The 21,980-nt window shown below is 68.9% G+C and carries 20 protein-coding genes; 9 read left to right on the top strand and 11 right to left on the bottom strand.

Translation table 11 applies throughout. The features are described from left to right. Nucleotides 1-13: 13 nt before the first annotated feature. Entirely contained in the window at nucleotides 14-322 is a 309-nt protein-coding gene (locus BJ963_RS15790; protein ID WP_343037331.1) for a DUF7882 family protein, read from the bottom strand. 136 nt (nucleotides 323-458) lie between these two features. Here BJ963_RS15790 and treY point away from each other — a divergent pair, with 136 nt between their 5' ends. From treY to BJ963_RS15760, 6 genes are all read left to right on the top strand, one after another. Then, nucleotides 459-2,723, top strand: a complete 2,265-nt coding sequence (gene treY / locus BJ963_RS15785) for a malto-oligosyltrehalose synthase (protein ID WP_179457481.1) — start codon at nucleotides 459-461, stop codon at nucleotides 2,721-2,723. A 14-nt stretch (nucleotides 2,724-2,737) separates the two neighbouring features. Then, nucleotides 2,738-4,438: a malto-oligosyltrehalose trehalohydrolase gene (treZ, locus tag BJ963_RS15780; RefSeq protein WP_179457480.1), complete on the top strand. Its 1,701-nt coding sequence runs from the start codon at nucleotides 2,738-2,740 to the stop codon at nucleotides 4,436-4,438. A gap of 46 nt (nucleotides 4,439-4,484) precedes the next feature. Further along, nucleotides 4,485-4,688, top strand: a complete 204-nt coding sequence (locus BJ963_RS15775; protein ID WP_089915453.1) for a hypothetical protein — start codon at nucleotides 4,485-4,487, stop codon at nucleotides 4,686-4,688. Next, the gene (locus BJ963_RS15770) at nucleotides 4,685-5,053 is read left to right on the top strand and encodes a type II toxin-antitoxin system death-on-curing family toxin (protein WP_179457479.1); all 369 of its coding nucleotides are present in this window, start codon (nucleotides 4,685-4,687) and stop codon (nucleotides 5,051-5,053) included. Before BJ963_RS15775 ends, BJ963_RS15770 begins: the two co-directional genes overlap by 4 nt. A 163-nt stretch (nucleotides 5,054-5,216) precedes the next feature. Then, nucleotides 5,217-7,253: a glycogen debranching protein GlgX gene (glgX, locus tag BJ963_RS15765; protein ID WP_179457478.1), complete on the top strand. Its 2,037-nt coding sequence runs from the start codon at nucleotides 5,217-5,219 to the stop codon at nucleotides 7,251-7,253. After that, on the top strand, nucleotides 7,253-8,110 hold the full coding sequence (locus tag BJ963_RS15760) for a serine/threonine-protein kinase (protein ID WP_179457477.1): 858 nt from the start codon (nucleotides 7,253-7,255) through the stop codon (nucleotides 8,108-8,110). The genes glgX and BJ963_RS15760 overlap by 1 nt, the downstream gene beginning before the upstream one ends. A 117-nt stretch (nucleotides 8,111-8,227) precedes the next feature. Here the strand turns inward: BJ963_RS15760 and acs are convergent, their stop codons facing one another. The 7 genes from acs to BJ963_RS15725 all read right to left on the bottom strand — a co-directional run bounded on the left by acs (nucleotide 8,228) and on the right by BJ963_RS15725 (nucleotide 16,441). Next, the gene (gene acs, locus BJ963_RS15755) at nucleotides 8,228-10,207 is read right to left on the bottom strand and encodes an acetate--CoA ligase (RefSeq protein ID WP_179457476.1); all 1,980 of its coding nucleotides are present in this window, start codon (nucleotides 10,205-10,207) and stop codon (nucleotides 8,228-8,230) included. A gap of 139 nt (nucleotides 10,208-10,346) precedes the next feature. Next, a complete protein-coding gene (locus BJ963_RS15750; RefSeq protein ID WP_179457475.1) occupies nucleotides 10,347-12,689 on the bottom strand; it encodes an ATP-binding cassette domain-containing protein in 2,343 nt (780 codons plus the stop codon). Nucleotides 12,690-12,724: 35 nt separating this feature from the next. Next, a complete protein-coding gene (locus BJ963_RS15745) occupies nucleotides 12,725-13,294 on the bottom strand; it encodes a dihydrofolate reductase family protein (RefSeq protein WP_089915471.1) in 570 nt (189 codons plus the stop codon). A 32-nt stretch (nucleotides 13,295-13,326) separates the two neighbouring features. Then, the gene (locus tag BJ963_RS15740; RefSeq protein WP_179457474.1) at nucleotides 13,327-14,244 is read right to left on the bottom strand and encodes a hypothetical protein; all 918 of its coding nucleotides are present in this window, start codon (nucleotides 14,242-14,244) and stop codon (nucleotides 13,327-13,329) included. A 94-nt stretch (nucleotides 14,245-14,338) separates the two neighbouring features. Then, nucleotides 14,339-14,959, bottom strand: a complete 621-nt coding sequence (locus BJ963_RS15735; RefSeq protein ID WP_179457473.1) for an ATP-binding cassette domain-containing protein — start codon at nucleotides 14,957-14,959, stop codon at nucleotides 14,339-14,341. A gap of 2 nt (nucleotides 14,960-14,961) precedes the next feature. Then, nucleotides 14,962-15,984: a peptidoglycan-binding protein gene (locus BJ963_RS15730; RefSeq protein WP_179457472.1), complete on the bottom strand. Its 1,023-nt coding sequence runs from the start codon at nucleotides 15,982-15,984 to the stop codon at nucleotides 14,962-14,964. An 82-nt stretch (nucleotides 15,985-16,066) separates the two neighbouring features. Next, a complete protein-coding gene (locus BJ963_RS15725; protein WP_179457471.1) occupies nucleotides 16,067-16,441 on the bottom strand; it encodes a hypothetical protein in 375 nt (124 codons plus the stop codon). Nucleotides 16,442-16,642: 201 nt separating this feature from the next. On the opposite strand from BJ963_RS15725, the gene BJ963_RS15720 reads away from it, so the two are divergent. Both BJ963_RS15720 and BJ963_RS15715 read left to right on the top strand, forming a co-directional pair. Further along, the gene (locus BJ963_RS15720) at nucleotides 16,643-16,984 is read left to right on the top strand and encodes a hypothetical protein (protein ID WP_179457470.1); all 342 of its coding nucleotides are present in this window, start codon (nucleotides 16,643-16,645) and stop codon (nucleotides 16,982-16,984) included. A gap of 85 nt (nucleotides 16,985-17,069) precedes the next feature. Then, nucleotides 17,070-18,080 (top strand): PHP domain-containing protein, encoded by a 1,011-nt coding sequence (locus BJ963_RS15715; RefSeq protein ID WP_179457469.1) that lies wholly within the window; start codon nucleotides 17,070-17,072, stop codon nucleotides 18,078-18,080. Nucleotides 18,081-18,150: 70 nt separating this feature from the next. Here BJ963_RS15715 and BJ963_RS15710 read toward each other — a convergent pair whose 3' ends face one another. Genes BJ963_RS15710 through BJ963_RS15700 form a run of 3 tightly spaced genes read right to left on the bottom strand, consistent with a single transcriptional unit; the run spans nucleotide 18,151 to nucleotide 21,171 of the window. Beyond that, nucleotides 18,151-18,927, bottom strand: coding sequence for a hypothetical protein (locus BJ963_RS15710; RefSeq protein ID WP_246298080.1), 777 nt, complete (start codon nucleotides 18,925-18,927; stop codon nucleotides 18,151-18,153). A gap of 49 nt (nucleotides 18,928-18,976) precedes the next feature. Next, nucleotides 18,977-19,471: a MarR family winged helix-turn-helix transcriptional regulator gene (locus BJ963_RS15705; protein WP_246298079.1), complete on the bottom strand. Its 495-nt coding sequence runs from the start codon at nucleotides 19,469-19,471 to the stop codon at nucleotides 18,977-18,979. 8 nt (nucleotides 19,472-19,479) lie between these two features. After that, a complete protein-coding gene (locus tag BJ963_RS15700; protein WP_179458174.1) occupies nucleotides 19,480-21,171 on the bottom strand; it encodes an MDR family MFS transporter in 1,692 nt (563 codons plus the stop codon). Between the two features lie 135 nt (nucleotides 21,172-21,306). Between BJ963_RS15700 and BJ963_RS15695 the strand changes: the two genes are divergently transcribed. Then, nucleotides 21,307-21,960, top strand: coding sequence for a TetR/AcrR family transcriptional regulator (locus tag BJ963_RS15695; RefSeq protein ID WP_179457467.1), 654 nt, complete (start codon nucleotides 21,307-21,309; stop codon nucleotides 21,958-21,960). The last annotated feature ends 20 nt before the right edge of the window (nucleotides 21,961-21,980 follow it).

The raw sequence follows: 21,980 nt of genomic DNA, 5'->3' as shown, positions 1-21,980 counted from the left end.
CTAACTAGACTCCCTAGCTTTTACCCTTCGCGGCCGGCGATGCGGCCGGCTCCGGCGTGACGAGGAGCCCGTTCGGGCGGTGCGTGCCGTCCATGAGCGATTCGAGCCACTCCCGGTTGAGCGGCGCGATGACGCCGTCGTCGTAGCGGAAGCGGATCGGCAGCCCGTTGTCGACCCAGATGGTCTCGCGGCCGCCGTCCCCGTCGCGGATCCAGCTCAGCGCGAACGACTCTCGACGGCGCAGCTTGGTCGTGATGACGACCTGCACGTGAGCCAGCAGGCGATCCGAGAACTCGTAGTCGGCTCCCCCATAGCTGAGCACTCCCAAGCCACGTCTCCCTTCGTTGTATCGCTGATCCAGCGGATATGTAGTTAGTCTCATCATATAGCTCGCTCGTCTAGCAAAATGCCCGGCGATCGATTTCAAGGCCTACTCGGCACCGCTCCCCTCCCCCAGAATGAACGCTGTGAGCACCTACCGCCTCCAGATCTCCCCCACTTTCACCCTCCGCGACGCCACCCAGGTGCTCGACCACATCCGACGCCTCGGCGCCGACTGGGTCTATCTGTCGCCCCTCCTGGAGGCCGAGCCCGGTTCGATGCACGGCTACGACGTCGTCGACCACAGCCGCGTCGACGAAGCGCGCGGCGGTCCGGAGGCGCTCCGCGAATTCGCCGACGCCGCTCACGCCCGGGGCCTGAAGGTACTCGTCGACATCGTCCCCAACCACATGGGCGTCGCGACGCCGGCGGTCAACGCGTGGTGGTGGGATGTGCTCGCTCACGGCCGGGACTCGCGTCACGCCTCCTTCTTCGACATCGACTGGGAGTTCGGCCACGGGCGACTCCGCCTTCCCGTCCTCGGCGACGGACCGGATGAGGAGGACGCCCTCCGCATCGAGGACGGCGAGCTGCGTTACTACGACCACCGCTTCCCCCTCGCGCCGGGCACCGGCGAGGGGACCCCGCGCGAGGTCCACGCCCGCCAGCACTACGAGCTGATGTCCTGGCGCCGCGCCGACGCCGAGCTCAACTACCGCCGCTTCTTCGCCGTCAACACGCTCGCCGGCCTCCGCGTCGAAGACCAGCAGGTGTTCGACGACACCCACCGCGAGATCGGCCGCTGGCTGAGCGAGGGGCTCGTCGACGGGCTCCGCGTGGACCATCCGGATGGCCTCCGCGACCCCGGTCAGTACCTCGAACGCCTGCGCGACCTCGCCGGTGACGCGCCGATCTGGGTCGAGAAGATCATCGAGGGCGACGAGCGGATGCCGGACTGGCCGGTGCAGGGCACCACCGGTTACGACGCCCTCGCCGTCATCGACCGCGTCTTCGTGGACCCGTCGGGCGAAGGGCCGCTGACCGCCCTGGCCGGGGAGCTCGACGACCGCGAGGAGAGCCAGGACTGGGTCGAGCTCGTGCACCGTCGCAAGCGCGCCGTCGCCGACGGCATCCTCCGCTCGGAGGTGCTCCGCGTCGTGCGCGAGCTCGGCGAGGGGACGGACGAGGAGGTCGCCGACGCCGTCGCCGAGCTGGCCGCCTGGTTCCCCGTGTACCGCAGCTACCTCCCCTGCGGCGACGAGTACCTGGAGGAGGCCCGCCTGGCCGCCGCGGCGACGCGCCCCGACCTCGCGCCCGTCCTGGCTCGGATCGTCGACCGCCTGGGCGAGCGGTTCGAGCAGACCACAGGCGCGATCATGGCGAAGGGCGTCGAGGACAACGCCTTCTACCGATTCACCCGGCTCGTCTCGCTGACCGAGGTCGGTGCGGACCCCTCCGAGTTCGCGATCTCGCCGGAGGAGTTCCACCGCCGGCAGTCCGACCGCCAGCGGCGCCTGCCCGAGTCGATGACGGCACTCTCCACGCACGACACGAAGCGCGGCGAGGACACGCGGGCGCGCATCCACGTGCTCGCCGAGCTGCCGGGACGCTGGGAGCGGTTCCTTCGGACGGTTCGGGAGCGCGTCGGGTTCGGCGACGGCTCGCTGGAGAGCCTGCTGTGGCAGTCCGTCATCGGCGCATGGCCCGCATCCCGCGAGCGTCTGCACGACTACGCGCTGAAGGCCGCGCGCGAGGCGGGGGCGTCGACCGGATGGACGGACCCGGACGAGGCGTTCGAGAAGCGGATGCTCGCCGCGATCGACGCAGCCTTCGACGACGAGCGCGTACGGGCCGAAGTTGAGGCGCTGGCGGCCGTCATCGAGGCCCCCGGCGCCAGCAACGGGCTCGGCGCCAAGCTGCTGCAGCTGATGGCGCCAGGCATCCCGGACGTGTACCAGGGCTCGGAGCGCTGGGAGCGCTCGCTGGTCGACCCCGACAACCGCCGCCCGGTCGAATTCGACGCGGCCGCCGGGCTCCTCGCCCACATCGACGAGGGATGGCAGCCCGCGGTCGACTCGTCGGGCGCGGCGAAGGAGCTGGTCACCGCGAAGGCGCTCCGCCTGCGCCGCGACCGGCCGGAGCTCTTCACCGGCTACCGTCCCGTCTACGCCGAGGGATCGCGCGCCGGCCACCTCGTCGGCTTCGACCGGGGCGGCGCGATCGCCATCGCCACCCGCCTGCCGGTCGGGCTCTCCGCGACCGGCGGCTGGGCCGACACCACGATCGATCTGGAGGACCAGCGCATGCGCGACGAACTGACCGGGCGCGAGTTCTCCGGGCGCGTGCCGCTCGCCTCCCTGCTCGAGGCCTACCCGGTCGCCCTGCTGGCGGTGATCCGGTGAGCGGCGGCGACCGGATGACGGGTGCCGACCGGCGTTTCCCCGTCTGGGCACCCGGGGCCCGGTCGGTGGATGTGGTGCTCGGCGGCCTCGGCACCTTCCCGCTCACCCGCGTGCCCGCGTCGGACGCGAACCCGGCCGGCGGATGGTGGCAGCTCGCCGAGGCGCCGACGTTTCCGGCGGAGCCGCTCGACTACGGGTTCGTCGTCGACGGCGACGGCCCGTTCCCCGATCCGCGGTCGCGTCGGCAGCCGAACGGCGTGCACGAGCTGAGCCGCGAGTTCGATCCGCGCGCCCGCACCTGGGACGACGGCGCGTGGGAGGGCCGCGACCTCACGGGCGCGGTCGTCTACGAGCTGCACATCGGCACGTTCACGCCGGAGGGCACCCTCGACGCCGCGGCCGCCCGGCTCGACCACCTGATCGACCTCGGCGTCGACACCATCGAGCTGCTCCCGGTGAACGCGTTCAACGGGACGCACAACTGGGGCTACGACGGCGTGCTCTGGTACGCCGTCCAGGAGCAGTACGGCGGACCGGAGGCATACCAGCGCTTCGTGGAGGTGTGCCATCGTCGCGGTGTCGCCGTCATCCAGGACGTCGTGTACAACCACCTCGGGCCCAGCGGCAACTACCTGGGGAAGTTCGGTCCCTACCTCGGGCAGGGAGCCAGCACCTGGGGTGTGAACATCAACCTCGACGGCCCCCTGTCGGACGACGTGCGCCGGTACATCCTCGACAACGCCGAGTACTGGCTGCGCGAGATGCACGTGGACGGCCTGCGTCTGGACGCGGTGCACGCGCTCCAGGATCACAGCGCGACGCACCTGCTCGAGGAGCTGGCCATCCTCGCCGACGAGCTCGCCGGCGAGACCGGGCGCCCGCGCACCCTCATCGCGGAGAGCGATCTCAACGACCCCAAGCTCATCCGCGCGCGCTCGCACCACGGCTACGGCCTCCACGCGCAGTGGGACGACGACGTGCACCACGCCATCCACGCGAACCTGAGCGGAGAGGACACCGGCTACTACGGCGACTTCGCCCGGCCGGAGGCGCTGGTGAAGGTGTTCCAGCGCGGCTTCTTCCACGACGGCACGTGGTCGAGCTTCCGCGAGCGTCATCACGGCCGGCCGCTCGACCCGGACATCCCGTTCACCCGCCTGGTGGTGTTCAGCCAGGACCACGACCAGATCGGCAACCGCGCCGTCGGCGACCGCCTCACCGCGACACTGGACCCCGGACGCCTCGCCGCGGCTGCCGCCCTCACCCTGCTCGGCCCGTTCACGCCCATGCTCTTCATGGGCGAGGAGTGGGCGGCGACGACCCCGTGGCAGTTCTTCACCTCGCACCCGGAGCCCGAACTCGGGAAGGCCACGGCGGAGGGCCGCATCGCGGAGTTCGCCCGGATGGGATGGGACCCGGGCGTCGTGCCCGACCCGCAGGACCCGGAGACCTTCCGGCGCTCCACGCTCGACTGGTCGGAGCCGGAGCGTCCGGAGAACGCCCGCATGCTCGACTGGTACCGCACGCTCACCGCGCTGCGCCGCACGATCCCGGCCGATGCGCCCGCCACCGAGGTGGCGTACACAGACGGCGTCTTCCGGTTCCGCCGCGGTGAGCTGCTCGTGGAGGTGAGCCTGTCCGGCACGGGCCTCGGCGAGGCGCCGTCAGATGCGGTCGCGGCATTCGACGAAGCGGTGCGCGTGACACGGCGGTAGGCGCGAGGTGGTACGCTTAGGTACCACTTGGTACTAGGAGCGAAAGATGGCCATGAATCTGCGGCTCGACACCGCCCACGAAGAACTGCTCGAAGCGCTTGCCCAGCAGGAGCACCGCACGAAGACAGAAGTCGTGAAGCTCGCCCTCGAAGAGAGAGCCGCTCAGCTCGACAAGAGCGCCCGCACGCGGGCGATCATGGACCGCATCCTCGACGAGGACGCGGCCCTGCTCGACGCCCTCTCCCGGTGACCGAGTATCTCGAGCCTCGCGATGTGCTGGGGTTGATCAGACAACTGGGTTTTCACGTTCGCGACAAGAATCTGCTGCTGTCGGCACTCGCCTCGCCCCTGCCCGTCTTCGGCGAGGAGATGTACGAGGGTGATATCGAGAAGGCGGCTGCGCTCCTCATCGCCCTCAATCGCAACCACCCGCTCGCCGACGGCAACAAGCGACTCGCCTGGATCGTGGCCAAGACGTTCCTCGCGCTCAACGGCCTGCACCTGACCAGCGAGCCGGTGCCGGAGGCGGACGCCTTCATTCGAAAGGTGGCCGACGGTGGCGTCGAAAACGACGAGGTCGTCCGGTGGCTGGAGTCCCGGATCTCGCCGTTCTAGCCGCGCGCCTAACGGTCCGCAACCCCCCTGTCAATGGCTGGATGCGCGTGTCACAGCGCAGGTATCGTGGCGTTCTACCGAACGGAGGCACCGTGTTCCAGCCCTGCCCCCGGCTCTCCCGCCGGACCGCCCATCGCGCACGCCGTTCGCAGGGGCCGGCCCTGTGACGGGCGCCTCCACGCCGTACCCGCTCGGGGTCACCCTGCGGGACGGCGGTGCGAACGTCGCCGTCTACAGCGAGCGGGCCGACAAGGTCATCGTCTCGATCTTCGATCACCGCGGCCGCGAGCGGCAGACCGTCCTCACCGAGCGCACCGGCCATGTCTTCCACGGCTTCGTCCCCGAACTCACCGCGGGTACGCGCTACGGGCTCCGCGTCGACGGCCCCTGGGACCCGGCCAACGGCCTCCGGTTCGCCCCCGCCAAGGTGCTGCTCGCCCCGCAGGCCCGCGCGGTCACCGGCTCGTGGGACAACACGCAGGCCGTGTTCGGCCACCAGCTCGGGCGCCCGAAGCGCCGCAGCGACACCAACGGCGCGCGCCACGTCGCACTCGGCGTCGCCATCGACCCGCAGGAGTTCGACTGGGGCGACCACGAGCGCCCGCACACGCCGCTCAGCGAGACCATCATCTACGAGCTGCACGTGAAGGGCTTCACGAAGCTGATGGAGTGGGTGCCGGAGGAGTTCCGCGGCACCTACGCCGGGCTGGCGCATCCCGCCGCCGTCGAGTACCTCAAGAACCTCGGTGTCACCGCCGTCGAGCTGCTGCCCATCCACCAGTTCGTCCAGGATGCGCACCTGCTCGAGAAAGGGCTGCGCAACTACTGGGGCTACAACTCCATCGGCTTCTTCGCGCCGCACAACGAGTACTCCGCCACCGGCGACACCGGCCACCAGGTCGACGAGTTCAAGGGCATGGTCAAGGCGCTGCACGCGGCCGGGATCGAAGTCATCCTCGACGTGGTCTACAACCACACCGCCGAGGGCAACGACCTGGGACCGACCTACAGCTTCAAGGGCATCGACAATCCGTCGTACTACCGGCTGGTCGAGGGGGACGCCGCCCACTACTTCGACACGACCGGCACCGGAAACAGCTTCAACGTGAGCCACCCGGCCGCGCTCCAGGTCATCATGGACTCGCTCCGCTACTGGGTCGAGGACATGCACATCGACGGCTTCCGCTTCGACCTGGCCACGACGCTGACCCGTCAGGGCGGCGACGCCAGCCTGCACAGCGCCTTCCTGACGCTCATCCAGCAGGACCCGACGCTCGCGCAGGTGAAGCTGATCGCCGAGCCGTGGGATGTCGCCGGCTACCAGCTGGGCGGGTTCCCGGCGGGCTGGTCCGAATGGAACGGCAAGTTCCGCGACGATGTCCGCGACTACTGGCGCGGCACGCCCGGCGTGCTGTCGACCCTCTCGCAGCGGGTGCTCGGCAGCCCGGACATCTACGAGGACTCTCGGCGCGCTCCGCTGTCGAGCGTCAACTTCGTCACCGCACACGACGGCTTCACCCTCGCCGACCTCACCAGCTACAACGAGAAGCACAACGAGGCGAACGGCGAGGACAACCGCGACGGGGAGTCCGACAACCGGTCGAGCAACTACGGGGTCGAGGGGCCGACGGACGACGAGGGCATCAACGCCTTCCGCACGCGGCAGCGCAAGAACTTCCTCGCAACGGTGCTGCTCTCCGCTGGCGTCCCGATGATCCTCGGCGGCGACGAGATCGGCCGCACCCAGCGGGGCAACAACAACGCCTACTGCCAGGACAACGAGATCTCCTGGTTCGACTGGCAGAACGCCGACTGGGAGCTCCACGAGTTCACCTCGAAGCTCATCCACCTGCGGCGCAGCGAGCCGGCCCTCCGCCCGGAGTGGTACCGGCACGCGCCCGATGTCGGCGGCCCCGACGTCGTCTGCATCGTCCGGGCGGATGGCGAGCCCTTCGCGGACGAGGACTGGGCCGACCCGGAGGCGCGCTCCATCGCCTTCGAGCTGCGCCACGAGGGCGCGGACTCGTTCCTGCTGATGCTCAACGCGGCCGGCAACGGCGTCGAGTTCGTCCTCCCCGACGCACGCGGCTCTCGGTGGGAGCTGGAGCTCTCCAGCGACCCCGAACTCGCTCTGGGGGACGGCGAGAGCGTCATCCTGGGAGAGTCGTCGTTCGCCCTGCTGAGGTCGCGGAACAGCTGATGCCCGAGTCCACCATCCCTGCGCTGCTCGGTCGCTACCGGCCGCAGCACGTCATCGGCCGCGGCGGGGAGGCCAGCATCTTCCGCGCGACTGACGAACTGCTCGGGCGCGAGGTCGCGATCAAGCTCTACCGCTCCGGCGGCGAGGAGGAGATGGCGCAGTACCGCACCGAGCAGGCGGCACTCGCCCGGCTCAGCCACCACGGCATCGTGTCGTTGATCGACGCGGGGATCGACTACTCGTCGCCGAAGGACCCGCGCCCGTTCCTCATCATGGAGCTGGTCTCGGGCACCGACCTCGCCAGCATGCTGGCCCAGCGGGAGCTGAGCCTGGAGGAGATCGCCGAGGTGGCCTACGACATCTCCGAGGCGCTGGAGTACGTGCACGCGAACGGGGTGGTGCACCGCGACATCAAGCCGTCGAACATCATGCTGGTGTCCTACGGCACGACGACCTTCCGTGCCCGGGCACGGCTGACCGACTTCGGGATCGCCAGCGGCATCGTCGGCACGCCGTCCCAGCCGGACGAGGGCAAGACGACCGGCACGGCGGCCTACCTCAGCCCAGAACAGGCCATGCGGCAGCCGGCGACGTCGGCGAGCGACATCTATTCGCTCGGGCTCGTCCTGCTGGAATGCTTCACCCGCTCGGTCGCCTATCCCGGAGGGGCGGTGGAGTCGGCGATGGCCCGGCTGGAGCACGAACCGCCGATCCCCGACGGCCTGCCGGACGACTGGTCGCGCATCCTCCACGCGATGACCACGACCGACCCCACCGGCCGCCCGACCGCGGAACAGCTGACGCCGCTGTTCCGCGAGGCGGTCATCTCGGCGGCCGGACTCCAGCAGCGGGCCTGACCGCGCGCATCGCCGGAAACGGAGGACCTTCGCGTGCTCAGCACCGCATCCACCTCCGTTCGGCCCATCCGCCGGTGTGTCGACCCGCGGCACCTCCCTTTCGCGCACGCCGACCGGTCAGCGCGCGCGTGCGGCCAGCGTCGCCGCGATGGTGTGCGGAACCGTCTCGTCCTGCAGTGAGGTCGTGTCGCCGAGCGGCCGGCCGTCGAACAGGTCCACCAGCAGCCGGCGCATGATCTTGCCCGACCGCGTCTTCGGGAGGTCGCCCACGATCACGATGTGCCGCGGCTTCGCGATCGCGCCGATCTCGCGCGTCACCTGGTCGCGGAGGTCCCCCTCCTCCGGCGCGTCGCCCGACGGCACGACGAACGCGGCGACGGCCTGGCCGGTGGTGTCGTCGCCCACGCCGACGACCGCGGCTTCGGCGACGCGTGGATGCGCGACCAGCGCCGACTCGATCTCGATCGTCGACAGGCGGTGACCGGACACGTTGATCACGTCGTCGAGGCGGCCGAGCAGCCAGATGTACCCATCGTCGTCGACCGCCGCGCCGTCGCCGGCGAGGAAGTACCCGCGGTCGGCGTACGGCCGCCAGTACGAGTCGCGGTACCGCTCCGGGTCGCCCCACACGGTGCGCGACATCGCCGGCCAGGTGCCGTCGATGACGATCGAGCCGCCCGATCCGCGCGGCACATCCTCGCCGTGCTCGTCGACGACGCGGACGGTGACGCCGGGCACGGCGACAGTCGCCGACCCCGGCTTCAGCGCGGTCACACCGGGAAGCGGCGCGACGATCGCCGCGCCCGACTCCGACTGCCACCAGGTGTCGACCACCGGCGCGCGTCCCGCCCCCAGATGCTCGCGGAACCAGACCCAGGCCGCCGGGTTGATCGCCTCGCCGACGGTGCCGAGCAGCCGGATGCTGGAGAGGTCCCACCGCTCGCCCGGCCCCTCCGGGAACCACGTCATGAACGTGCGGATGAGAGTCGGCGCCGTGTAATACGTCGTCACCCCGTAGCGCTCGATGATCTCGAAGTGCCGCCCGGTGTGCGGGGTGTTCGGCGTTCCCTCGTAGATCACCGAGGTGGCGCCGTTCGACAGCGGGCCGTACAGCACGTACGTGTGGGCGGTCACCCAGGCGAGGTCGGCCGTGCACCAGTACACGTCGTCGTCCTTCGCGTCGAAGAGCGCCCAGTGGCTCCACGACGCCTGCGTCAGGTAGCCGCCCGTGGTGTGGACGACGCCCTTCGGCCGGCCCGTCGTCCCCGACGTGTAGATGATGAAGAGCGGGGTCTCGGAGTCGAAGAACTCGGGCTCGTGCACGTCCGGAGCGGTCTCGACCACGTCGTGCCACCACACGTCGCGGCCCGGCGTCCACGGCAGGTCGGGGGTCAGCTCGCCCGTGCGCCGCACCACGAGCACGTGCTCGATCGCGTTGTCGCCGGCGACGGCCGCATCCGCGTTCGCCTTGACCGGGACGGCGGCCCCGCGGCGGAACTGACCGTCCGAAGTGACCAGGAGCTTTGCGCCCGTGTCCTCGACCCGGAAGCGCAGCGCCTCCGCCGAGAAGCCGCCGAAGACGAGCGAGTGGATGGCGCCCACCCGTGCGATCGCCAGCGTGATGACGACCGTCTCGGGGATGACGGGGAGGTAGACGACGACGCGATCGCCCTTCCCGACGCCCAGCGCCGTGAGGGCGTTCGCCGCCTGCGCCACCCGGCGCTGCAGGTCGGCGTAGGTGACGGTCTCGCGGTCGCCCGGCTCGCCCTCGAAGTGCAGGGCGACGCGATCGCCCCCGCCTGCGGCGACGTGCCGGTCGACGCAGGTGACGGCGGCGTTGAGCCGTCCGCCGGCGAACCACTCCGCCCGCGGGACGGTCAGCTCGCCGTCGTCGCCCGGCGCTGCCGGTTCCCATGTGTGCGCCGTGTGCCAGGGCTCCGCCCAGTCGAGGCGGGCGGCCTGACGCTCCCAGAAGGCCACCGGGTCGGCGGCGGCCTCGGCGAAGATGGAGGCGTCGACGTTCGCCTGCGCCGCGAACTCCTCGGAGGGCCGGTACAGCCGCGTCTCGCGGCCGAGGTTCTCGATCGGGCTGGTCACCCTCCGACGCTATCCGCCCCTCGCCGCGGGCTCCTCCGCCCGCGCAACCTTCCGTAACCCGCCGTCGAGTACGCGAACTTTGCACGCGCCGACGGCGTTTCGTGTGCAGTTTGTGCGTACTCGACGGTGGGCGGGCGGCTCAGGCTCCGACGTAGCGGGCGAGGTGCTCGCCGGTGAGGGTGGAACGCGCGGCGACCAGGTCGGCGGGGGTGCCCTCGAAGACGAGGCGGCCACCGTCGTGTCCGGCCCCAGGACCGAGGTCGATGATCCAGTCGGCGTGCGCCATCACGGCCTGATGGTGCTCGATCACGATCACCGACTTGCCCCCGTCGACCAGCCGGTCGAGCAGCCCGAGCAGCTGCTCGACGTCCGCCAGGTGCAGGCCGGTCGTCGGCTCGTCGAGCACGTACACGCCGCCCTTCTCCGCCATGTGCGTCGCCAGCTTCAGGCGCTGCCGCTCGCCGCCCGAGAGGGTGGTGAGCGGCTGGCCGATCGTCAGGTAGCCGAGCCCGACATCCGACAGCCGCTGCAGGATGGCGTGCGCCGCAGGCAGCTTCGCCGCACCTCCCGCGAAGAACTCCTCCGCCTCCGTGACCGGCATGGCGAGCACCTCGCTGATGTCACGGCCGCCGAGCCGGTACTCCAGCACGGACTCGTCGAAGCGCTTGCCCTCGCACACCTCGCACACGGTGGAGACACCGGCCATGACGCCGAGGTCGGTGAAGATCACGCCGGCGCCGTTGCAGTTCGGGCAGGCGCCCTCCGAGTTGGCGCTGAACAGCGCGGGCTTCACGCCGTTGGCCTTGGCGAACGCCTTCCGGATGGGCTCCAGCATGCCCGTGTACGTCGCCGGGTTGCTGCGGCGCGACCCGCGGATCGCCCCCTGGTCGACGGAGACGACGCCCGCCCGCGGGGCGACGGAGCCGTGGATGAGGGAGCTCTTCCCCGACCCGGCGACCCCGGTGACGACCACCAGCACGCCGAGCGGGATGTCCACATCCACTCCCTGGAGGTTGTGCTCGGAGGCGCCGCGCACCTCGAGCGCCCCCTTCGGCGTCCGGACCGTCTCCTTGAGGTGCGCGCGGTCGTCGAGGTGCCGCCCGGTGAGGGTGCCGCTCGAGCGGAGCTCGTCCACGGTGCCGGTGAAGACGACCTCGCCGCCCGCCGAGCCCGCGCGCGGCCCCAGGTCGACGACATGGTCGGCGATCGCGATCGCCTCCGGCTTGTGCTCGACCACGAGCACCGTGTTGCCCTTGTCGCGCAGCTGCAGCAGCAGCTCGTTCATCCGCTGGATGTCGTGCGGATGCAGCCCGACCGTCGGCTCGTCGAAGACATACGTGACGTCGGTGAGCGACGATCCCAGGTGGCGGATCATCTTGGTGCGCTGGGCCTCGCCGCCCGACAGCGTGCCGGACGGCCGGTCGAGCGAGAGGTAGCCGAGTCCGATGTCGACGAAGGAGTCGAGCAGATGCTGGAGGTTCTTCAGCAGCGGCCCGACGGTCGGCTCGTCGAGCCCGCGCACCCAGTCCGACAGGTCGGTGATCTGCATCGCGCAGGCATCGGCGATGCTGATCCCTGCGATCTTCGACGACCGCGCGCCCTCGCTCAGCCGGGTGCCGCCGCACTCCGGACAGGTCGCGAAGGCGACGGCCCGCTCCACGAACGCCCGGATGTGCGGCTGCATCGCGTCGACATCCTTCGACAGCATCGACTTCTGGACCTTGGGGACGAGCCCCTCGTAGGTCATGTTGATGCCCTCGATCTTCACCTTGACCGGCTCTTTGTAGAGGAAGTCCTGCCGCTCCCGCTCGGTGAACTCGCGGATCGGCTTGTCCGCGGGAACGAAGCCCGAGCTGCCGATGATCCGCACCGCCCAGCCGTCCGCCGTGTAGCCGGGGATGGTGATGGCGCCTTCGGCGAGCGACTTGCTGTCGTCGAACAGCTGGGTGAGGTCGATGTCGCTCACGCTGCCCATCCCCTCGCACCGCGGGCACATGCCGCCCAGCTGCGCGAACTCGCGCGACTCCGTCTTGCCGCCGACCGTGATCGCACCGCGGCCGGTGACCGACGGGATGTTGAACGAGAAGGCCTGCGGCGAGCCGATGTGCGGCTGGCCGAGCCTGCTGAACATGATGCGGAGCATGGCGTTCGCGTCGGTCACGGTGCCGACCGTCGAGCGCGCGTTGGCGCCCATCCGCTCCTGGTCGACGATGATCGCGGTCGTGAGCCCTTCGAGCACGTCGACGTCCGGCCGCGCCAGCGACGGCATGAAGCCCTGCACGAACGCGCTGTAGGTCTCGTTGATCATGCGCTGCGACTCGGCGGCGATCGTACCGAACACCAGCGAGCTCTTCCCCGAGCCCGAGACGCCGGTGAACACGGTCAGCCGCCGCTTGGGCAGTTCCACGCTGACGTCTTTCAGGTTGTTCTCCCGCGCCCCCTGGACGCGGATCAGATCGTGGCTGTCGGCCGCTGCGGTCATGTCGAATCCCTCCGTCGAACGCGACCCACGATATATCAGGCGGTCGTTTCTGCGGCCAGGATGCGGTAGCGCAGCCGCGCGAACTGGCCGACGGCCTCCGCGGATTCGAGGTGCAGGCGGTCGGACTCCACGCGGCGCGGGAAGAGCGGAGCGCCCCCGGCGAGCGCGACCGGCGCGATCGACACCGCCAGCTCGTCCAGCGCCCCGGCATCGAAGAACTGGCCGGCCAGGTCGCCCCCGCCGACGACCCAGATGTCGCCGTCGCCCGCCGCCTCGCGGATCGCGGGAAGCGCCTCCGCCACCGAGCCGGAGACGAACCGGATGTCGGCGCCGTCGGGCACCGGCAGCTCGCGGTGCGTGAACACGAAGGTCGGACGCGTGCCGTGGAACTCCTGCCACTTCTCCGGCGCCTCGAGGATGCCGCTCTCACGCAGCACCCACTCGTACGTGGTGCGCCCCTCCACCATCACCGTCGCGCCCTGAGGGAGGAGGCCCTCATCCGGCTCCTCCCCGCCCGGCACCGCGAACAGCCAGGACAGCGAGTCGTGCTCATCGGCGATCCACCCGTTGATGGTCGCGGCCGTGTCGAAGACGATTCTCCCCATGCGACGAACGCTACCGGGCACCGCCGACACGGTTACCGGTCCTTGGCCAGTCCGAGCGGGTTGCGGAATGCCAGATCCACCGAGAGTGCGATGGCGACAAGTGCCCACCCTAAGGCGGCCGCCGAACATATGGCGAGTTGTGACAAGGGACTGACGAAGTGCGGTAGCAAGAGCAGGGAGCCGGCCACAGCAGCAGTCGCGGCAAGTCCCGCCAGGGTGAGATGCTCCAACGTCAGCAGAAGCGCGACCGTCGAAGGTGCCGATCCTGTCAACCGGTACACCGCGATCTCGCTCCTTCGCATGCGCGTCATCAAGCCCGCTCCTGACCCGAAGATCGCGCCGAGAATCACCGGGATGACGCGGCCAGGCCGCTGTGCGAATTCCTCGATCGCATCGCGGCCTTCTTCGAATGTCCGCCGCACTGACAAGGTCCCTTCCACCTGAAGCGTCGCCGACACGATGGTGATGAGGCGTCGTGCGGAGGCGAGAGGCTCCAGGATGACAGTGCACGAGGATGCGACCGACATCCCGGCATCCGCGGCCACGACGACAGCGGAGTTCGTGTCAAGGCCCGGCGGCTGCTCCCGCGCGGCAACCGCCTGGATGACACCCTGGACAGGCCATTCCAGTGCGATCGTTCTGCGACCATCCGCCAGCGCTGCGCCCACGACGGCACCACTCTCTCTCAGCTGTGGAATGAGAGACGGGCTGACCTGCAGCACGTCGACATCGCGCCCGAGCTGGATGAAGCTCATTGATGTCCAAGGCACCACGACCCCGGCCCGATTCACGCCGTCGATGTCCGTGAGTGATTCACAGCTCGCGCGGGTCACCCTGATCGGCTGCTCCGGATCCGCGGACTCGAAGACGAGAACGTTGCGGCCCGCTTTGGAGAGGTCCCGCATCGCGACCGAGAAGTTGTCGGCCTCTACCGCGGGAAAGACCGCCAACAACGCGCCGAATACGACCGCTGCGCAGATAAGAAGGGCGAATCGTGATCCAGTCGTGAAGACGTTACGGGTTGCCTCATGGAGGACACTCGATCTACGCCACATACGGTCCGCCGGGCTTCCTCAAGTCGACGATGTTCTCTGCAGCGGCCACGAGCTCTTGGTCATGGGTGGCGATGATGATCGTCGTGGAGGAACGCAGATCAAAGAGGACCCCGCGCAGTCTCCGAGTCGCCGCGAGATCAAGGCTGGCGGATGGTTCGTCAGCGAAGATGATCGGTCGCGAGGCAGCGAGCGCGCGCGCGAATCCCACTCGCTGCAATTCACCGCCCGAGAGAAGTCGCGCCGGAGTGAGGATCCGATCACCCAAGCCGACCCGACCCAGTTCTACCCGGGCGCGATCCTCCGCGTCGGCGATGGTCATTCCGGCACTCAGCGCACCGATCATGACATTGGCCAACGCTGAGCGGGCCGCAAGTGCGTTCGAGCCTTGAGGCACCCAGGCAACCTGTCGGGGATCTGGCAGGTACTCCTTCCGGTCGCCCAGCCGGATGCGACCGGCCGTCAGCCGGCTATATCCCGACATGGCGCTGAGGAGGGTTGATTTTCCGCTTCCCGACGGTCCGACCACGACACTCAGCGCATTCGCCGGAAAGACCGCATTGAGATTGCTGAATACGGTGATGTTCCCGAAGTCGACACGAGCATCGGACACGCTTACTTGCACAACGCACGCTCGCGTTCCGGGAGTCCCATCGGATCGATGTAGAACCTCTGCCCCACATACTCGCGCGGTATGGCCGCCTGGCCGACCTCGCCTTCAACGGTTGCAGCGGTGAGCTTCACCGGCTCGGCGTGGTTGCTGCTCGCAACAAGCAGCATGCAGAAGGTGCCTTCCCTGAGCGGGATGATGGACGAACTAGGTACCACTCCCACAACCACCGACGAGGCAGCGGAAAGCGTGGCACCCGAATAGGTGATCGCGAGGTCCGCCGACGCCTTGGTGACCTCCCCTGCGATGGCAGCATCCGATAGCGCATCGATGACGGCATCGAAATCGTCACGTGTCGGTGCCGGAGACCCCAGACGCACCGTCTCTTCCCCCGCTACGAGGTCGACGGCGCCCGGGGGAGCAGATGGAGGCCGATCTTCGCTCCCGGCAACGGTGAACGTGACTGACGTTGCGCGAGGTCTCACCGCCAGGAGCGGCGTGCCGATGTCCACGAGATCGCCGACATAGGTCTTCAGCTCCGACACGGCCGCTTCGGGGTATGGCAGGTAGATCGTCGATGGCGGATGGAAGATGCCGTCGATGGGTTCCCCAGCGTCCGACTGGAAGATTCTCACCGCTCGTTCGACGTTGTACCCGAACTGGTCATCGACCTTCGAGGGATCCAGCGCCTGACGGGCCACCAAGAAGTCGCACAGGGCGCGCACGTCGGGCCCGGAATCTCCCTTGCGGAGTTCCCTGTATGGGGGTACCTCTCCCGTGATGGCGAACACCGTTCGGCCGTCGATGGATACAAGCGGGTCTCCATTCGCGGGCCTGGTCCCGGCCGACACCGCGAGTCCTGTCACTGTGCCGGGCTGGGGCGACGAGAGATCGGGCACAAGCGGAAATGTGGCCTTCACGTCGATGCTCTGACGGAAGGAGAGCGTCCGCTCCCCGACCCGTGACAGCTGAGCCCCGGGCGGCCTTAGAGCCTCGTCTTCGAGCGCCCAAGAGGCGGGGATGAGCACGGCAGCAGCCGCGACGGGAATCCCCCACAAGAGGACGAGGACGAGGACGCTCCCCAGCGCACGACCCGACCGCCGCTCGGCTTTAGCCCACACAGGCGACCGTATCGATATGAGCGGCGATCAACTGATCGTACATTTCTCGCTCTGTGGCCCTCGGTTCGATCCCAGCAGCCACGAGACAGTCCCTGAAGCGCGCCGCCTGCGCGGACGTGTCCTCGCGTGAAACTTGCCACCGTGCGTCGACCTGCCGAAATTCCCTGTCGTAACACCGCGAGGATGTTCCGCCTTTCGAAGCGGCCTCTGGAATGCGGTAATCAATGACCTGATTGCTCTCGCCTACCTTTTCGACGACGAACCCGCCGGCCTCGAGACAGACGACGAACCTCGTGAAAGCGGCCTGGTACTCGTCATAGGTCACGTGCGAGTCCGCGAGTTCAGAACGCTGCTGCTCCGACATGCCCCCTCCCCCGAGCGACGTGTCCGAGGACGGCGAATCGCTCGAACACCCGCTCCCGACCACGAGCAGAAGCGAAAACACGAACACCTGGCACACCCGCGAGAGCCATCTCATAGAGGAAACGTATCAAACCTCAATATGTATTTATTAATTCGAACCTTAAGCGTGTGATTGCTATGTTTCCCGAGGAGGTATCAACAAATGAAGAAGATCACTCTTGCTATAGCCGGCATCATTGCCGCCAGTGTGGTCGCCACGGCTTCGGCGCCCGCCGCGTTCGCCAATGGCAACCGAACGGAATCGTGTGGAACAAGCGGCAAGGTTGTCGTGTCGTCCGCCTCGACCGGTGCCGTGACAACGCGTGTATCCGGAACCCAGAACTGCGAACCATACGGTGCCGCCGCAACGTATGTGGTTCCGACGACTGGTGCGCGCTACACCACCGGGTGGTATTACAGCTCGTCGCAGGCTGTAGCCAAGCCCGGATATTCAACCGTCGCGGGGCTGCACAATACGTCGTACGGCCGGCAGTGGACCACCTGATCGGCAACTTCTGACAGCACGATTCAGAGGAGAGCGCGCAATCAAGCGCGCCTCCTCTGAACCCCATAGCAGTACCTTGGTCCGCATGGACCCCGTCGACGCGCTGAACGAGATCGCCTTCTGGCTGGAGCGGGAGCTCGCGCCGAGCTTCAAGGTGCAGGCCTTCCGGCGCGCCGCCGCCATCATCGCCCCGTTCGACGCGGACGAGCTCGCCGAACGCGTCGCCGACGGACGGCTCAAGCGCACGAAGGGCATCGGCGACCGCACCTTCCAGGTCATCGCGCAGGCGGTCGACGGCGATGTCCCCGACTACCTGGCCGACCTCCGCGAACGCAACACGCAGCCGCTCGAGACGGCGGGAGCCGGCCTGCTCGCCCAGCTCCGCGGCGACCTGCACAGCCACACCGAGTGGTCCGACGGGACCGTCCCCATCGAGGTCATGGCTGCTGCCGCTGCGAGCCTCGGGCGCGAATACCAGGCGATCACCGACCACTCCCCGACCCTCACGGTGGCGAGCGGCCTCAGCGCCGAGCGGCTGGAGGAGCAGCTGGACGTCATCGCCGGCCTCGACACCGGCTCGGTGACCCTGCTCCGCGGGATCGAGGTCGACATCCTGGAGGACGGCACGCTCGACCAGACGCCCGACCTGCTCGGCCGGTTGGATGTCGTGGTCGGCAGCGTCCACTCCAAGCTGCGCTCCGACAAGCGGACGATGACGAAGCGGATGCTGGGTGGCATCCGCGATCCGCACACGAACGTCCTCGGCCACTGCACCGGCCGACTCGTGCAGGGGTCGCGCGGCACGCGCCCGCCGTCGGAGTTCGACGCGGACGCCGTCTTCGCCGCGTGCGTCGAGAACCAGGTCGCCGTCGAGATCAACTCGCGGCCGGAGCGCCAGGACCCGCCGGACGACCTCATCCAGCGGGCCCTCGATGCTGGATGCTTCTTCGCGATCGACACGGATGCGCACGCGCCCGGCCAGCTCGACTTCCTCGCGTACGGCGCCGCGCGCGCCGCCGCGAACGGCGTCCCCGCCGACCGGATCATCACCACCTGGCCGCTGGATCGCCTGCGCACCTGGCTCGCGAAGTCCTGACGGCATCGAGTCGTGACATCACGTCACGACGCGGCCCGAATCCGGACATCGGGTCACGACTCGATGCCGGTCAGAGTCCCCAGGCGGAGGCGGGGGCTTGCACGATCTCGACCGGGCGCGTGCTCCAGTGGGTGCCGTTGCCGTAGTGGCTGGTCGCCCACGGCGACGCCCAGATGGCGGAGGCGGTCGCGTCGGCGGACGTGCCAGCCTCGAGCCCGGCCACGATGCCCGGGTAGCCGCGCTGGAGGTTCTTGGCGCAGTACTCCGCCGCCGTGATCAGGTCCGGATAGCTTCCGAGACCCGCGCCACCGCCCGATCCGTAACCGTTGTTGAGAGGATTGTTACGGTTCCACCAGTCCGGCGGCCCGTTCTCCTGGCGCATCCAGCGCAGCATCACGGTCACGTTCGCGTCGGTCTGGGGCCAGCCGCCGAACATCAGCACCAGCTTCGCCCAGGCCTCGTTCGTGCCGACGCGCGCGAGCGTCTGCAGCCCGTCGGTCGCGCTGAGGTCCTCGCGGTTCACCACGGGCGCGGCGATCGTCGCATCCACCAGCAGCTGCTGCGCGGGCGCCGGCGGGGTCGTGTCGGCCGTTCCGTCGCCCGGCGCGAGCGTCGTCGACGGGGCGACGAGCAGGGTGGACGCGAGGGCGTCGTCCGTCGGGACGATCGAGAACCCGCAGACCAGGCCGATGACCGCGAGGGTCACGCCGATCCGGTGCTGCAGCGGCAGCAGGGGCCGCCGCCGCGACTTCGGAAGCCGGATCCGCACCCGCTGCGACGGCACAGCGGCGCTGCGGCCTGCCGAGCGGCGGCCGCGAGGGCGAAGGGGGGCGGATGCGGGGGGCATACCAGAGGAAGGGTACCAGCGTCCGGTCGGAACACCACCGGGAGAGCCGTCAGCGCGTGACCTCGTTGAGCCGGGCGAGCAGTTCGGCCAGGCGCCGCACATCCTCCTCGCCCCAGCGCCGGAGGCCCCGGTACAGCGTCGCCTGATCGGCGGCGCGCACCTCGTCGACCTTCTCGATCGCCTCGGGAGTCGCCGCGATGAAGCTGGCGCGCCGGTCGGTGGGGTCGGTCTTGCGCTCGATGAAGCCCATGTCCTCCAGCAGCTTCACCTGCCGGCTGATCACGCTCTTGTCGGTGTACAGCATCGCGGCGAGCGCGCCCGCGTGGATGGGACCGCTGCGCACGATCGTCGTCAGCAGCTTGTAGCCGCCCGGCTGCAGATCCGGGTGGATGCGCTCCGCCCGATCGCGCATCGCGGTGCCGACCTGGTTGAACAGCCGGGTGAACTGCTCCTCCACGTCGGAGATGGCGGCATCGCTCGCCGGTTCCGGTGCGGCGGGAAGGGTGGCGGCGGAACCCGCCGCCACCCGATCCGTGTTGTCCATGGCCGCGATCATAACGTGGCCGTCGAGCGCCCGTTCCCAGCGGTGCCCTCACCGGCGTCCCGGCGGACGGCGGCGACCGATCCGGTGGCCGGGGCGCCGATGAGGGCCTCCGCCACCTCCACCGCGTTCTCCTCTGCGGCCTCGAGCGGCGTCTCGCCGTTCTCTTCGCGCATCCGCTCGATCGCCGTCTTGCTGCCGAGCTTGATGTTCGGGAGGAAGAGGATGGCGATCACCGAGATGATCGCGAGCGGGACGGCGACCAGGAAGATGCCGGCGACGGCCTGGCCGTAGACCGACTCGACGATGGTCCGGATCGGCACCGGGAGGGTGTTGACCTCGGGGAGGGTCCCGCTCTGCAGCGACTTCGCGGCCGCGACGCCCTTCGCGCCGAGCTTGGCGACGGCGGTCAGGAGCTCCTGATGGCGGTCGGCCATCATGTCCTTCACCGCGGTGCCCAGGATGGATCCCATCACCGAGACGCCGATGGTGCCGCCGAGGCTGCGGAAGAACGCCACGTTCGAGCTGGCCGCGCCGAGCTGGTCGGGACGGACCGTGTTCTGGACGATGAGCACCAGGTTCTGCATCACCATGCCGACGCCGGCGCCCAGCACGAGCATGTACAGCGACACGAGCCAGTAGTTCGTGTCGTACTCGATCGTGCTCATCAGGTACAGCCCGGCGGTGAGCAGGAGGGAGCCGGCGATCATGAAGCCCTTCCACTTGCCGAACCGGCTGATGAGGTTACCCACGATCATCGAGGAGAGCAGCAGGCCGAGGATCATCGGCAGGGTCAGCAGACCGGACTCCGTCGGCGTCGCCCCGCGCGCGAGCTGCATGTACTGACCGAGGAAGACGGACGTTCCGAACATCGCGACGCCGACCGAGATGGAGGCGATCACGGCGAGCGTGAAGGTGCGGTTCTTGAACATCCCGAGCGGGATGATCGGCTCCTTGACCACGAGTTCGGTCACGATGGTCGCGATGATGAGCGCGATCGAGCCTCCGACCATCCACATGGTCTCGGCGCTCCACCAGTCGAAGTTCTTGCCCGCGAGCGAGACCCAGATGAGCAGGAGGGAGACGCCGGCGGCGAGGAAGATCGCGCCGAGGTAGTCGATGCGCACCTTCCGCGCCGGCCGCTTCGGGAGGCGCAGGGTCACCTGGAGCAGGATGATCGCGGCGACCGCGACGGGAACGCCGACGAAGAAGTTCCAGCGCCATCCGACCGAGTCGGTGAGCAGTCCGCCGATCAGCGGACCGCCGACCGTTCCGACGGCCATGACGCCGCCGAAGAGGCCCATGTAGCGGCCGCGCTCGCGCGGGCTGATGATGTCGGCCATGATGATCTGGCTGAGCGCGGTCAGACCGCCGGCGCCGAGGCCCTGGATGACGCGGAAGCCGATCAGCATGCTGGTGTCCTGCGAGAACCCGGCCATCGCCGATCCCGCGACGAAGATCACGAGGGCGAGCTGGATGAGCAGCTTGCGGTTGAGCAGGTCGGCGAGCTTGCCCCAGATGGGCGTCGAGACCGTCGTCGCGAGCAGCGTGCTGGTGACGACCCAGGTGTATGCGGTCTGATCGCCGTGCAGCTCCGAGATGATCCGGGGCATCGAGGTCGACACGACCGTGCCCGCGAGGATCGAGACGAACATCCCGAGCAGGAGTCCGGAAAGGGACTCGAGCACCTGCCGGTGCGACATCGCGACCGGTGACCCGTCCCTGGAGAGCGTTGTTGACATGTGGATCCTTCGCACAATTGGTTGACGACGATCAACCATATATAATTAGGTGACCGAAGTCAACTAACAAATGACATGACTGCAAAATTTCCATCTATGCAAACTTCATCCCCCGACGGACTCCGCGAGCGCAAGAAGGCGCAGGTCAGAGCCGACCTCGAACGCGCGACCCTGGAACTGGCCCTCGAACGCGACCTCGACGAGGTGACGGTCGACGAGATCTGCGCGCGGGTGCCTGTCTCGCATCGCACCTTCTTCAACTACTTCGACACGAAGGAGGACGCGCTCTTCGACATCCGCCGGGCCTGGGGCGACCCGGAGTGGATCGGCCGGCGCTTCGCCGACGCCTACCAGGGCAGCGTGGTCGGCGCGCTCGTCGACACCCTGTTCACGGCTTCCCTCCCCGACGAGCAGGATGCGGAACTCCGCGAGGCGCGCATGCTCATCGCCGCGCGGCACGCCGGGCTCCTCCGCCGCCGGCTCGGGCGATTCGACGACCTGCGATCGGGGCTCGTCGCGGCGGTCTCCGCCTTCCTGGCGGACGTCGCCGCCCACGACGACGCCGCACCGGACGCGCCACCCGGCGAGGCGGATGCCGCCGCGCAGGCCGAGCTACTGGTCGTGGCCTGCATCGCCGCCCTCCGCATCGCAGTCCGGGAGTGGGCGTCCGCCGGCGGGAGCGGCTCTGCGGCCGACGTCGCCGAACGCGCAGTGACGATCGCGCGGTCGATCGCGCCGTTCGTCCGCTGAACGTCTTCACACGCTCCAGC

This window comes from Leifsonia soli, assembly GCF_013408745.1.
GTDB classification, from domain to species: domain Bacteria; phylum Actinomycetota; class Actinomycetes; order Actinomycetales; family Microbacteriaceae; genus Leifsonia; species Leifsonia soli.
The sequence above is the reverse complement of the archived record's forward strand: the minus strand, read 5'-3'. Positions and strand labels throughout refer to the sequence as shown.

Bases quoted from the DNA above. Each gene is read 5' to 3' on its own strand.
- treY (WP_179457481.1), top strand. From the start codon at position 459: ATGAACGCTGTGAGCACCTACCGCCTCCAGATCTCCCCCACTTTCACC.
- treZ (WP_179457480.1), top strand. From the start codon at position 2,738: ATGACGGGTGCCGACCGGCGTTTCCCCGTCTGGGCACCCGGGGCCCGG.
- BJ963_RS15775 (WP_089915453.1), top strand. From the start codon at position 4,485: ATGGCCATGAATCTGCGGCTCGACACCGCCCACGAAGAACTGCTCGAA.
- BJ963_RS15760 (WP_179457477.1), top strand. From the start codon at position 7,253: ATGCCCGAGTCCACCATCCCTGCGCTGCTCGGTCGCTACCGGCCGCAG.
- BJ963_RS15750 (WP_179457475.1), bottom strand. From the start codon at position 12,689: ATGACCGCAGCGGCCGACAGCCACGATCTGATCCGCGTCCAGGGGGCG.
- BJ963_RS15745 (WP_089915471.1), bottom strand. From the start codon at position 13,294: ATGGGGAGAATCGTCTTCGACACGGCCGCGACCATCAACGGGTGGATC.
- BJ963_RS15725 (WP_179457471.1), bottom strand. From the start codon at position 16,441: ATGTCGGAGCAGCAGCGTTCTGAACTCGCGGACTCGCACGTGACCTAT.
- BJ963_RS15720 (WP_179457470.1), top strand. From the start codon at position 16,643: ATGAAGAAGATCACTCTTGCTATAGCCGGCATCATTGCCGCCAGTGTG.
- BJ963_RS15715 (WP_179457469.1), top strand. From the start codon at position 17,070: ATGGACCCCGTCGACGCGCTGAACGAGATCGCCTTCTGGCTGGAGCGG.
- BJ963_RS15710 (WP_246298080.1), bottom strand. From the start codon at position 18,927: ATGCCCCCCGCATCCGCCCCCCTTCGCCCTCGCGGCCGCCGCTCGGCA.
- BJ963_RS15705 (WP_246298079.1), bottom strand. From the start codon at position 19,471: ATGGACAACACGGATCGGGTGGCGGCGGGTTCCGCCGCCACCCTTCCC.
- BJ963_RS15700 (WP_179458174.1), bottom strand. From the start codon at position 21,171: ATGTCGCACCGGCAGGTGCTCGAGTCCCTTTCCGGACTCCTGCTCGGG.
- BJ963_RS15695 (WP_179457467.1), top strand. From the start codon at position 21,307: ATGCAAACTTCATCCCCCGACGGACTCCGCGAGCGCAAGAAGGCGCAG.